This window comes from Halorhabdus amylolytica (genome assembly GCF_004944975.1).
GTDB lineage: Archaea > Halobacteriota > Halobacteria > Halobacteriales > Haloarculaceae > Halorhabdus > Halorhabdus amylolytica.
Map to the genome: position 1 here is coordinate 86854 of NZ_SPQG01000013.1, position 11583 is coordinate 98436.

An 11583-nucleotide genomic window follows, 5' to 3' on the forward strand; every position below is an offset into this window, starting at 1 on the left:
TCTCCATTCGCCATCGAGAATGTGTGTTCAGTACCCCGCTCGGACGAGTGAGTCCGGACCCGTCTGGACCGAACCGGCAGATTCGGGTTCGATCCCCGACCGACAATCCGGAATGTGGTCGGCGTCGGACACTACCCAGCCAATCGTTATTCCGGTAACTTGTGGATTCCAGACCGATGTCTGATCGCACTGGCGGCGACGGACGACCGGGACGCACAGGACGGTTCAGTCGACGGGGGTTCATCACGGCCGGGGCCGCAGCCGTGATGGGTCTGGCCGGCTGTTCGGGCGGCTCGAACACGACTGATAGCGGCGGGAGTGACGGCGGCGACAGCGACGGAACCACCCCAACGCCGACCGTGACCGGGACGCCCGGGCCCAATGCCGAGGAGATCACGATGCTACTGACGCCCGGGACACCCAGTGACGCCAAGCGACGCTACAAGCCGATGGAAAACCTCATCAGGGACAAGGTCGACGGCATCGACCTCACCGTCCGCGTCCCGCTGAACTACTCGGCAATCCGACCGGCGCTCGAAAGCGAACAGGCCGAGATCGGGATGGACGACGTGACGTTGCTTTCGGCCCCCGACCTCATGGACGTCTACGGGACGACGGTGACCGGGGGATCAGCATTTTACTTCTCGATGATGCTCGTCCCGATGGACTCCTCCATCGACGAGCGCACAGACGTGAAGGGCAAAGACTGGGCGTTCGCGGATCGACTCTCGACCAGCGGCTCGATCTTCGCACTGTATACGTTGCAGAAGGCCGGGCTCGACATCGGCGAGGCTCCGAAAGGTCCCGCGACGGATTTCAACGGCACCTGGTCCGACCACGAACAGGCAGTCAAGCGCGTCGCCGAGGGAAAGGCCGATGGCTGTACGACCTACGGTGGCAACGGCATGCCCCACGTGCCCGAGAAGCTCAAGTCCGAGTTCCCGGAACGCGTGATCAACAAAAGCTCGGCCCTCGACACGATCGACACGGAAAAGCCCAAACTGAAGCCGATCTGGTGGTCGTTCCCGATTCCGAAACAGCCTGTGTACGCGCGCTCCTCCTGGGACTCAGCGAAGAAACAGGAGATCGGCGACGTGTTGCTCAACTCGGACAAAGAATCGATCAAGCAGTACTACCCGCCGGACTACAACGAGAACGATCTCCCCTTCACGACACTGCAGGACACAGCGATCGAGGACTACCAGCCGATTCGAAAGCGCATGAACAAGGTAGGGATCAGTCTCGCACCCTGAATGCCAATGAGTACGCTCACTGTGGACGATTTGACCAAAGAGTACGGCGACGTGACGGCGCTGGACGGCGTCACGTTCGAGATCGAAGACGAGTTCGCCGTCCTGCTTGGCGAGTCGGGTGCTGGCAAGTCGACGCTCCTTCGGTGTGTCAACGGGCTCACCGAGCCGACGTCCGGATCGATCGTGCTCGACGGCGAAGTGGTCACGGAGTCCCGGTCCGACGTCGGGATGATCTTTCAGCAACACAACCTTGTCGAAGGCGTCTCGGCGTACATGAACGCGTTGACGGGATCGCTGAGCCACGTCTCGATGTTGCGGAGCCTCATGCAGTGGCAATCCCGCGAGGACAAACTGCAGGCGCTCGAAGCACTGGAAACAGTCGGGTTGCTGGAGGAAGCCCACCAGCGGGTCTCCCAGATGAGTGGTGGCCAACAGCAACGCGTCGGGATCGCACGCGGGTTGGTGCAGGACCCGCGACTGTTACTGGCCGACGAACCGGTCGCCAGTCTCGATCCGTCGAGCGCCGAGACGGTCATGGGGTACCTGAAAAAAGCCGCGACAGAACACGACGTGACAGCGCTCGTGAGTCTCCACCAGGTCAACATCGCGGCGCACTTCGGCGAGCGGTTTATCGGCTTACGCGACGGCCAGACGGTGTTCGATGTCCGTCGGGCGGAACTCACACCGGAGTTGATCGACGATCTCTACGGCAACGTTGACACGGTGGGGCTGGCCGATACCCACGGAGATGGCCCGGCGAGCGAGGAGATAGAGCCCGGGCCGGAAACCGAACAGGTGCTCGCCCAATGAGCACGAAACCACACGACGACGCCCCAGTTCGGACGTATCTCGGCCTGGCCGAGGTCGGCGAAACACCGGCCGAACAGAAACTGACGGCCCTGAAATACCGGAAGACGAAACGTCGGCTACTGACCTTCCTGGGTATCGTTGCCACAGCGGTACTGTTCGGGTTGAGCCTGGAACTCATCGGGTTCTCGATCGGGGAGTTGCTCACCCAATTGCCACAGTTCATCGAGGCTCTCGCCGAGTACTTCCCGCCGACGACAATATCGATCCCCTTCGTCGGCGTCGGGATCCCGTTTGTGGATCTGGGGCAGTACTGGGCGTTCATGCTGGAGGAGAACCTGATCCTCACCTACGAGATGGGCGGGAGTTTGCTCGGACTGGGCGTGTTCCCGCCCATGTTCTATGAGGGCATAACGATCGTCCCTGGTGCGATGTTCGAGACGCTGGCGGTCGCACTCGCCGGCTCGATGCTGGGGATGCCACTGGCGCTGTTTTTCGGGGTCATGTCCAGTGAGCGGGTCATCCCGTACCCGTTCAATTTCCTCTTCCGACTGACGATGAGCCTCATCCGGGCGATCCCGGGGCTCGTGTGGTTCCTCATCCTCATCCCGCTTGCGGGTGTGACAACGTTCACGGCCGCCCTCGCAATCATGGTTGACACGATCGGCTATCTCGGTCGCCTGTTTACCGACGAACTGGAAGAGATCGCGGACGGTCCCATCGAGGGGATCCGCTCGACCGGAGCCAACAAGTCCCAGGTCGTCTCTTTCGGCATGCTCAGCCAGGTGTTCCGGCAGTTCATCGCCTGGATCGCCTTCGACATCGAGCACAACGTCCGTGCCGCCATCGGCCTCGGCCTGATCGGTGGCGGTGGTCTCGGGTTGGAGCTGTACATCCAGCGCCAGACGTTCCACTACACCGAAATGATGGCGTGTATCATCCTCATCTTCCTGCTGGCCGGCACGGTAGAACTCCTCAGTCAGCGCGTTCGATCCGCGCTCCGTGAAGAAGATTCCGTCGAGAAGACGGGTGTCCTCGAAGCCTTCGCAAACGTCCCCAAGAAGCTCCTTGCCTCGACGGTGGGGCGACGATCATGAGGGACGTCGAAGCGTATGGTCCCAAACGGTCCGGGACACTCCGACCCGAACCTACAGTGCATGATCCCGTGCGAATGACCGACAGCGAATTGGGTGACTGGACCGAGATCCACGAGGGTAGTCGGCTTCACGCCTCCTCGATCAACGACTACACCTACCTGATGGAGCGCGTCCAGCTTGATTACGCACATCTTGGCAAGTACGTGAGTGTCGCGACAGCGTCACGTATTGGGCCACCGAACCATCCCATCGACCGACCAACGGCCCATCATTTCACCTATCGGCCAGAACAATACGAGCTGGGCGAAGACGACGAGTCGATCTTCGAGTGGCGGGCCGATCAGGCGGTCGAGATTGGCCACGACGTCTGGATCGGCCACGGCGCGATCGTGCTTCCGGACGTGACAATCGGCAACGGAGCCGTCGTGGGCGCGGGCAGCGTCGTTACGGACGATGTCGAACCGTACATGATCGTCGCCGGGTCGCCGGCTAAGCCAATCAGACGGCGATTTCCACCCGAAATCGCGGCCCGAATCGAGGCGACGGAGTGGTGGCACTGGGATCACGAGACGGTGGCCGAGCGCCTGACGGATTTTCGGGACCTCGATCGTTTCCTCAGTAACCACGCCCCCGAGGACATCCCGACGGCTAACTCGGACTAGGGTTCGAGATGTCCGGGGGCGATCCCGGCGTGCAACTGCACGGCAAGTTCAGCAGCGTCAACCCAGTAGTAGATCGCCCGTTCGAGCGCTCGCGTGATCGAGACCAGATAGCCGTAGATCTCGTGATCGTCGGCCGTGACGAGTTCGAACAGTTCGTCGAGACGCCGATGAACGGATTCCTCCTCCGCGCGCAACCGTTCGTGGGCAGTGAGTTCACAGTCGAAGAGAATCGCCGTGAAGTGCTCGTTAATACGTCGACCGGACTCGAAAACGTCCGCCAGCCGATCGGCGACAATCCCGGACGGGTTCGCCCCGTTGCGGTCGACCATGTCGGCCACGAAGCACGCCCGATCACCGACGAGTTCCAGATCCGTTGCGATTGTCGAGAGGTCCGCAGCGACCCGGTTCCCCGGCCACTCGGTGGTCAGCGTGGCGGATTTCAGCTCCGAGACGACGGCCGACCAGCGCTCGTTGGTCAGTGATTCGAGTGTCGTCGCGGGCGTATCAATCGGCTCGCCGAGAAACGCGGCTTGGGCGGCTCTGAACTGCCGGGTCGTGACGGATTCGAGCCGTTCGAGGAGTTCGATGACCGCGGTTCCCCGGTCGAACACCGACCCGTCGACCTCGTGGCCACTGTTCCCCTCCGTGGCGCCAGCGTTGTCCAGGGGCGAGATCGTCGCGGCGTTGTCGTACAGCGCGCCGTCGTCGACGGTATAGGCTTTCCGCACGATGCCATCGGCCTTCAGGGAGCGCAGGATCTCCGAAAGATATTGTTCGGAGATGTCAATCTGCTTGGCCAGGGCGGCTTTTGTCTCTGGCGCCGTGCGGTCGATGGCCTCGACGACTGCCGCCCGGGTCGCTTCGCGGCCACCGTTGGCTGGCGTAAGCGGGCGTTGCCACGATTTGGGGGACATACGCGAGAATAAGGGACAAAGACATTAGACGTAGCCCACGGAGAGTCGGGACTGGTCCGGATAGTCCGGACTCGGCAGATCGATGTACGGAGCGACCGGGCGGTGACACGAGTCACGTACGGATATGTAGTACTCACTATCGGAATGGACGACACATAGAAACACTAACCCCGTACCTGTCCGGGTGCCCGAGCATGGAGACGCGGAAAGTGCAACTATCGGGAGGAACGACCTATACAGTCTCGCTGCCGAAGGCCTGGGCAAACGAACACGGGATCGATGCGGGTTCCGTACTCAGATTGCATCCGAATGCGGACGGGTCGCTGCTGGTGGAGACGACGGAGGATCGATCGCCTACGACGCGATCAACTGACGTCGACATCATGACGGCGAGCGACGACGCGGTGGCCCAGCGGATCCGTGCGATGCACGCCGTCGGCTACGATTCCGTGACACTACTGGACAGGTCCGGCCATTCGGCCGACCGTCGCGCGGTCATCGAAGCGGCGGTCGCGGAGTTATCCGGGTTCGAGCTGTTGTCGGTCACGGACACGCGGATCGAGTTGACGAACCTCATTGACGCCGAGAACGTCGACGTCCGCAAGTCCGTCCTCCGGTTGCGGCTGGTGACGCTGGGTATGCATCGCGACGCAGTCAATGCGCTGCTCACGGGCGACGAGGAACTAGCCCGCCGGGTCGTCGACCGTGACAGCGAGGCGGACAAACTTTTCGCGATGGTGACCAGACACTTCCGTCGGTCATTGACTGACCTCCAGGAAGTCGAGAAGCTGAACGACGGGCGCGAAGTGTTGTTCGAGTACTTCTACGCCAGCCGACAGTTCGAACGCGTCGCGGATCACGCCGAAAAGATCGCGCAGTTCGCACTCGATGAAGACACGACAGTACCGCCGGATCTCGAAGACAACGTGGAGTCGCTCGCGAACGAAGCCCGGGGACTCCTCGACGCCGCCGCCGACGTGATCCTCAACGACGGCGGGGTCGAGACGGCACACCGAACGCTTGCGGCTCGCGATCGTCTGACGGCGGACATCGAATCACTCGACCGTGATCTCTACACCCGCGACGATCCGCGACACGCCTACGTCGTCGGATTAGTACTCGATAGTATTCGACGAACAGCCGAGTACGGGGCCAACGTCGCCGGTATCGCAATCCAGCAGGAGACACGGACCTGCGGCGACGACGCGCTAGTCGACGCCCGGTAGTCACGCCACTCACGGTGCCTCCGAACCGCCACGGCTTTGTCCGCGCTGACGAACGGTCGGATATGACTGCGATCCTTTGTGACATGGACGGCGTAATAATCAGCTCCGAGGCCCACTGGAAGCGCCACGAGGGCGAAGACATCTATCCGAAAGTCGTCCCCGACGAGACGGTGCCACCGGAGGAGACGACCGGAATGTACTACCGCGAGATCTACGACTATCTGGACGACAATTACGGCGCGGCCATCTCCCGCGAGGAGTTCCTCGAACTGTTCGAGGAAGCGGGCCGGCAGATCTACGGTGAGGAGGCCGATATCGTCGCAGGCGTTCCCGAACTACTCCGTGACGTTCGCGCGGACGGGCACGGCGTTTCACTGGTGACCTCTTCGCCCCACCACTGGATCGACGTCGTCCTGGATCGGTTCGATCTCGAAGACGATTTCGACGCGATCGTCAGCGCCGCCGACGTCGAGGCCGGCAAGCCCGCGCCGGACGTCTACCAGCGGGCTGCGCGGCTGGCGGGCGAGGACCCCGCCGACTGCATCGCGATCGAGGATTCGACGAACGGAGCGAGCGCGGCAACGGCCGCCGGTGCGTTCACGATCGGCTTCACGGGCGTCCACAACGACATCGACCGCTCGGTCCCGGACGTCGTCGCCGAGGACGTCGAGGAGTTGCGGGACCTGTTGCTCGAGCGGCTCTAACCGCTATCAACAAGGTTCGTGCATTCGAACACCGGAGTAATGACGGATCTCGAAGTCACAGTCGACGATCGAACACTGAACGCCGAGTGGATCGACGACAACCCCGACCTCCGGGGGAGTCTCGCCGTCGCGCTCCCGGTCGTGAGGCAGGCGATCCGGTGGGGCGATGAACTGTATTTCGACGCGAGTCTGGACGGCCAGCCGGAGACGACGAACGAGGAAGTCCCGGTCGGAACGATCGCCTACTGGGAGGGCGGCGAGGTGATGACGCTGTTTTGGGGCCCGACGCCGGCAAGCACCGACGACACGCCGAAAGCGGCGGCCCCGGTCGCGCCGCTGGCACGGGTCGAAGACGTCGATCCGCTGGTGGATCTCGATGGCGGCGCGACGGTGCGGATCGAGTCGGTGGCGTGACGGACGACGGCGTCCCCAGTCACTCCACCACGACCGTCCGCGTCTCGACGACCGGTCGAATCGGGAGTTCCGGGAACGTCACTTCGACGGCGAACTCCAGTTCGTCGGCGTCGCTACCGAAGACACCGACGGGAAGCGTCTCCTCGCCGAGGTAGGTCTCGCTGCCAGTCATGTCGACGTCGTTGACGGTGACGCGGACGCCGGCCCGCGTACCGCCGGCCGTGTTCCGGACAGAGATCTCACACATTTCGTTCTCGCCACGGGCGATCGTCTCGGGGAACTCGCCCCACTCGATCTCGACCGCCGGCAAGTCACGCGCACTTTCGAGGACACGTTCGGCCACGCCCTCGCTCAGGCCCGCATCGACGAGCCCCTCGACGCCCGCACCGACCACGTCGGCGGGCGTCGCGAAGCCCTCGGCGGCGAGTTTGCTCGCCCGACCCGAGCCGACGCCGTCGACGGCCGTCAGGCCGACCGCGTCGGCACCGATCCCGTGTTCGACCCTGGCCTCGACACGTCGGGCGAGGTTGGCCGCCCGTGACCCGTCGAACTCGTCGAGGAAGGCTCGCAGTGCCGCGAGGAGACGCATCGCGTTCTGTCGGATGACCCAGGCGTCACTCTGGAGTTCCGCGGGCGTCGTCCCGCGGGTGCTGGCCTCGAGGATCGCCAGGACCTTCCGCTGGCCCGAATCGAGATCGACGTCGACGACCGTTTCGGGATCGCTACCCTCGCCAAGCACTGCACTGACGGCGTCACGTTCGTCGGTCCGGGCGCTGACGCTGTCGAACTCGCCGGCACCCGCGACGACGGTGAGCACGTCACGCTCGCCGAGTTCCTGCTCGTTCGCGGCCCCGGCCAGATCGGCGAAGTGCCGGGCGGTGTCCAGCCGGAGGTAGAACCGCGAGGCGAGTCGGCCCAGCGCTGTCGCCGAGACCCGGAGATCGTCGTCCATCTCGACGAACCCGCGATCGACAAGCCCTCGCATCGTCGAACTGGCCTGCTCGCGCAGCGACCCGGCGGCCTCGTATCGATCGGGTGCGTTCCGTGCGCGGACGTAGTAGAAGGTGGTCTCCAGCCAGTCCAGCACGTCATCGAGGTCCCGAAGCGTCCCCATCGCGATCTCGGCGTTGAGGTGGGAATCGAGACTCTCCGCCAATCTGGACTCGATTTCCTTGCCGTCCCGGAGGAGTCGCCGGTAGCGATCGGCGTCGCTGTGGTCGGTGATGACCCAGGCGTAGCCCTGGTCGTCGTAGCCCGGCCGCCCCGCACGCCCGAGCATCTGCAACACGTCCAGCGGACTCATGTCCACCTCGCCCTCCAGGGGATCGTGCAGTTTGGTATCGCGGATCACGACACAGCGTGCGGGGAGGTTGACGCCCCAGGCGAGCGTCGACGTCGAGAAGAGAATATCGAGTTTCCCCTCCCGGAACCACGCCTCGACGCGGTTCTTGTCCTCACGAGAGAGGCCGGCGTGGTGAAAGCCGACGCCGTCGAGTACTGACTGCCGGAGCGTGTTGTTGTTCAAATCCGACGCATCGTTGTGGAAGTCGTAGTCGCCCCGGGCACCGACGGGAATGTCTCGTTCGGCGAGTTCGTCGCGGGTCTTTTTGGCGGCCTGGACGGTGTCCTGCCGGGAGGAGACGAACACCAAGGCCTGGCCGTCCTCCCGGAGGTGGGGTTCGACGAGGTCCAGCGCTCGGTAGAGCCGACGGTACTTGTCCGCGAAAGGGTTGTCACCGTGACTGTAGGTCTTGACGTCGGCGTTCAGCGGGACGGGACGATACTCGTCGCCGAAAGCGAAGGTGCTCTCGGGGGGTGCATCGAGCCACTCCGCGACGTCGTCGATGTTGGTCATCGTCGCCGAGAGGGCAACGATCCGGGGGTCACAGAGTCGCCGCAGACGGGAGATCGTCACTTCGAGGACGCTCCCGCGGCGATCGGCGTCCAGCAGGTGGACCTCGTCGATGACGACGCAGTCGACATCGGTGACGAAGCTGTAGCGACTAGAATCGTGTTTCCTGGTCGCCGAGTCGGCCTTCTCGGGGGTCATGACGAGCACGTCCGCCCGCTCAGCCCGGCGCGGGTTCAGGTCGCGTTCGCCGGTGACGACGTAGACGGAGTAGCCCAACTCCTCGAAGCGTTCCCACTCGCTCTCCTTCTCGTTGGTGAGCGCCCGGAGGGGGGCCAGGAAGAGGGCCGTTCCACCCGTGTCGATGGTCTTGGCGATGGCGACCTCGGCAACGGCGGTCTTTCCGCTTGCGGTCGGCGCGCTGACGACGACGTTCTCCTCGGTCTCCAGCAGGGCCGGGAGCGTCTCGGCCTGCATCGCGTTGAATGTCTCGAAGGGGAACGCGTCGGCGAAATCGGGCAAGACGTCGGTGACGGGCACCTCGCGGCTCTCGAGTGGCTCTGCCACGCGTAGTTCGTACACGGGGGCGGGGCGTGCATAGGCGTTTCTGTCGCGGGTCGGTGTGAACTGCCTCGGGGCTTGACCCCGAGGCTTCCCGTGGGTTAGTCGGACACTCCCATCCGACCATCGGCCTGATAGCCTCGAACGGTCGGATGGGTCACGGTCGGGGTGTCCACGGCCCCCGATGCCTGCCGTCGTCGCCCGAAAATCTCTGATTTTCGGGATCACGAGAGACTCCGTCTCTCGGTCGACACCTTCCGAACAACGGGAAGGCTGTTGAGAGCAGGCACATTCCAATCGAGTTTCTTCACGCCCTTCACGGCGATATTGACGCTTGCACCACGGTCGCTATGGTCTTGATGCCCACAGTCTTTGCACTTGAACCGCTTCTTGTTACGGTTCGCACGCTCCGTGTGTCCGCACATCGGACACCGCTGGCTGGTGTACTCGGGGTTAATCCACGCGGTCGGAATCCCCTTGAACGACGCCTTGTACGACGTATAGAACTGAAGGGCGCGGAACGGGAGGTGGTGCAAGCGTCGGTTCATCCGCGTACCGTAGTCGATACTGTCGCGCATCTCTTTGAGGTCTTCAAAGACGATGCACGGCTTCTCGAACTGACGGCTCCACTCCACGATATGACGGCTCACTTTGTGGAGTCGGTCACGGACGAACCGTTCCTCACGCCCTTCCAGCGTGTCGTGGATGCTGTCTTTCCCCGCGTTCTGGACGCGCTTCCGCATCGTGAAGTAGCGGTGGCGCTCGAACTTTATTTCGGGGAAGTCGATGACCAACGTGTCCTCGACACCATCCTCAGAGAGAGCAGTCAACGCTACGTTGTCTTCGTTCACGTCCACACCGACGACCGTCCGCGAGTCCTGCTTGTCTCGAACGGTCTGTTCGGTGTTGGTGACGTTGACGTGCAACTCGGGGTTGTCGTTGTGGAACAGGGCTTCTGCCGTCCCAATCTTCCACTCGTCGCTTTCGAGTGCGGTCTGGAGAATGTCGAGGTGGGCGTCACTCCCTTTGAGGACACCTTTGACGTGGTTGTACGGCTTCGCGCTGATGCGGAACGCCACGTCGCCTTCGTCAGTGAGCGACAGATCGTACCCTTCCTCATAGTTCGCTCGGAGTGGGTACGCGCCATCTTTTGTGTGACTTGGCTGGCCGAAGTCGTCGTACTCGTAGTAGTTCTCCATCGCGCCGAGAGCCTTGGCGACGACGCGCTGAGTCGTGTTCTTCACGAGGTTGGCGTCGCCGGCCACACGGTCGGGAATTGCGTCCCAGTCTACACCGTCTTTGGCGAGGCGGATAGTTTCGTTGTACACCCGGCGGGCTTCGAGGGTGGCGTCGTACAGCAGACTCTCGTTGTCACTCTGGATGTCGAGTTGGAAGTCCAGCGTCTTGACGAGAGCCTGTGCGTCGGTCATTCTTGGTCTTGTTTGACGGGTTCTGAGGTTCGGACGACTTTCACGTCGGCCCCACGCCAGCGTTTAGGAACGGTGACGTGGGCACTGTTCCCGAACGGTTTGACCTCACCATCGAGAACTTCCTCGCCGTCGATTTCAAAGCGATTCACCATACCTATGTATATATTTTGGATATACTTAACTGTGTTGGTGGAGTGGGTTCGATATGGGCGAGAAGCGGTCGAATCACACAGTGTACAACGTCAACTACCACTTCGTGTGGTGTCCGAAATACCGCCACTCGATTCTCGAACCCATCGAGGATTCGCTGGAAGCGAGTTTTCGCAACGTGTGCGACGAGTATGATTACGAGATACTGTCTCTCCACATCTCACCCGACCACGTACACCTGTTCTTGTCAGCCCATCCGAAGCACGCCCCGAGCGAGATTGTACGAACTGTCAAGAGCATCACGGCGCGGGAGATGTGGGAACAGCACGAGTCGTTCTTGGAGGAGTATCTGTGGGGTGGTGGATTCTGGGAACAGTCGTACTACATCGGAACGGCAGGAACAGTCTCAACAGAAACGATTGAGCGGTACATCGAGCGGACAGAACACGTCTAAGTGTCGGCTTCACCCTCGGGGTCAAGTGGTTCGAGAATCTTCGATTCTCGTGATCTGGGAAC

At 62.4% G+C, this 11583-nt stretch carries 11 protein-coding genes and 1 pseudogene; 8 read left to right on the forward strand and 4 right to left on the reverse strand.

Annotated features, from left to right (window positions below; all coding sequences use genetic code 11):
- Positions 1-176: 176 nt before the first annotated feature.
- Genes E3374_RS14210 through E3374_RS14225 form a run of 4 tightly spaced genes read left to right on the forward strand, consistent with a single transcriptional unit; the run spans position 177 to position 3819 of the window.
- Entirely contained in the window at positions 177-1253 is a 1077-nt protein-coding gene (locus E3374_RS14210) for a PhnD/SsuA/transferrin family substrate-binding protein (protein WP_136689618.1), read from the forward strand.
- Positions 1254-1259: 6 nt separating this feature from the next.
- On the forward strand, positions 1260-2063 hold the full coding sequence (locus tag E3374_RS14215) for a phosphonate ABC transporter ATP-binding protein (RefSeq protein ID WP_136689619.1): 804 nt from the start codon (positions 1260-1262) through the stop codon (positions 2061-2063).
- A complete protein-coding gene (gene phnE, locus E3374_RS14220; protein WP_136689620.1) occupies positions 2060-3157 on the forward strand; it encodes a phosphonate ABC transporter, permease protein PhnE in 1098 nt (365 codons plus the stop codon). The genes E3374_RS14215 and phnE overlap by 4 nt, the downstream gene beginning before the upstream one ends.
- Positions 3154-3819, forward strand: a complete 666-nt coding sequence (locus tag E3374_RS14225; RefSeq protein WP_136689621.1) for an LbetaH domain-containing protein — start codon at positions 3154-3156, stop codon at positions 3817-3819. The genes phnE and E3374_RS14225 overlap by 4 nt, the downstream gene beginning before the upstream one ends.
- Here the strand turns inward: E3374_RS14225 and E3374_RS14230 are convergent.
- Positions 3816-4733: a PhoU family transcriptional regulator gene (locus E3374_RS14230; protein WP_136689622.1), complete on the reverse strand. Its 918-nt coding sequence runs from the start codon at positions 4731-4733 to the stop codon at positions 3816-3818. The genes E3374_RS14225 and E3374_RS14230 overlap by 4 nt on opposite strands.
- Positions 4734-4927: 194 nt before the next feature.
- On the opposite strand from E3374_RS14230, the gene E3374_RS14235 reads away from it, so the two are divergent.
- The 3 genes from E3374_RS14235 (at position 4928) to E3374_RS14245 (ending at position 7077) form a co-directional block, all read left to right on the forward strand.
- Positions 4928-5959: a phosphate uptake regulator PhoU gene (locus E3374_RS14235; RefSeq protein ID WP_136689623.1), complete on the forward strand. Its 1032-nt coding sequence runs from the start codon at positions 4928-4930 to the stop codon at positions 5957-5959.
- Positions 5960-6021: 62 nt separating this feature from the next.
- Positions 6022-6663 (forward strand): HAD family hydrolase, encoded by a 642-nt coding sequence (locus tag E3374_RS14240; protein ID WP_136689624.1) that lies wholly within the window; start codon positions 6022-6024, stop codon positions 6661-6663.
- Between the two features lie 39 nt (positions 6664-6702).
- Positions 6703-7077: a cyclophilin-like family protein gene (locus E3374_RS14245; protein WP_136689625.1), complete on the forward strand. Its 375-nt coding sequence runs from the start codon at positions 6703-6705 to the stop codon at positions 7075-7077.
- Positions 7078-7096: 19 nt separating this feature from the next.
- Here the strand turns inward: E3374_RS14245 and E3374_RS14250 are convergent, their stop codons facing one another.
- The 3 genes and pseudogenes from E3374_RS14250 to E3374_RS14265 form a co-directional block, all read right to left on the reverse strand.
- Positions 7097-9466, reverse strand: a complete 2370-nt coding sequence (locus E3374_RS14250) for a DEAD/DEAH box helicase (RefSeq protein ID WP_136689637.1) — start codon at positions 9464-9466, stop codon at positions 7097-7099.
- Between the two features lie 122 nt (positions 9467-9588).
- Positions 9589-10917, reverse strand: a pseudogene (locus tag E3374_RS14260) (RNA-guided endonuclease TnpB family protein).
- Positions 10914-11069 (reverse strand): DUF2080 family transposase-associated protein, encoded by a 156-nt coding sequence (locus E3374_RS14265; RefSeq protein WP_136689627.1) that lies wholly within the window; start codon positions 11067-11069, stop codon positions 10914-10916. Before E3374_RS14265 ends, E3374_RS14260 begins: the two are co-directional and overlap by 4 nt.
- A gap of 53 nt (positions 11070-11122) precedes the next feature.
- On the opposite strand from E3374_RS14265, the gene tnpA reads away from it, so the two are divergent.
- On the forward strand, positions 11123-11521 hold the full coding sequence (gene tnpA, locus E3374_RS14270) for an IS200/IS605 family transposase (RefSeq protein WP_136689628.1): 399 nt from the start codon (positions 11123-11125) through the stop codon (positions 11519-11521).
- The last annotated feature ends 62 nt before the right edge of the window (positions 11522-11583 follow it).

Coding starts and splice junctions, on each gene's coding strand:
- E3374_RS14225 (WP_136689621.1), top strand. CDS start 3,154: ATGAGGGACGTCGAAGCGTATGGTCCCAAACGGTCCGGGACACTCCGA.
- E3374_RS14245 (WP_136689625.1), top strand. CDS start 6,703: ATGACGGATCTCGAAGTCACAGTCGACGATCGAACACTGAACGCCGAG.
- E3374_RS14240 (WP_136689624.1), top strand. CDS start 6,022: ATGACTGCGATCCTTTGTGACATGGACGGCGTAATAATCAGCTCCGAG.
- E3374_RS14265 (WP_136689627.1), bottom strand. CDS start 11,069: ATGGTGAATCGCTTTGAAATCGACGGCGAGGAAGTTCTCGATGGTGAG.
- phnE (WP_136689620.1), top strand. CDS start 2,060: ATGAGCACGAAACCACACGACGACGCCCCAGTTCGGACGTATCTCGGC.
- E3374_RS14215 (WP_136689619.1), top strand. CDS start 1,260: ATGAGTACGCTCACTGTGGACGATTTGACCAAAGAGTACGGCGACGTG.
- E3374_RS14230 (WP_136689622.1), bottom strand. CDS start 4,733: ATGTCCCCCAAATCGTGGCAACGCCCGCTTACGCCAGCCAACGGTGGC.
- E3374_RS14235 (WP_136689623.1), top strand. CDS start 4,928: ATGGAGACGCGGAAAGTGCAACTATCGGGAGGAACGACCTATACAGTC.
- tnpA (WP_136689628.1), top strand. CDS start 11,123: ATGGGCGAGAAGCGGTCGAATCACACAGTGTACAACGTCAACTACCAC.
- E3374_RS14210 (WP_136689618.1), top strand. CDS start 177: ATGTCTGATCGCACTGGCGGCGACGGACGACCGGGACGCACAGGACGG.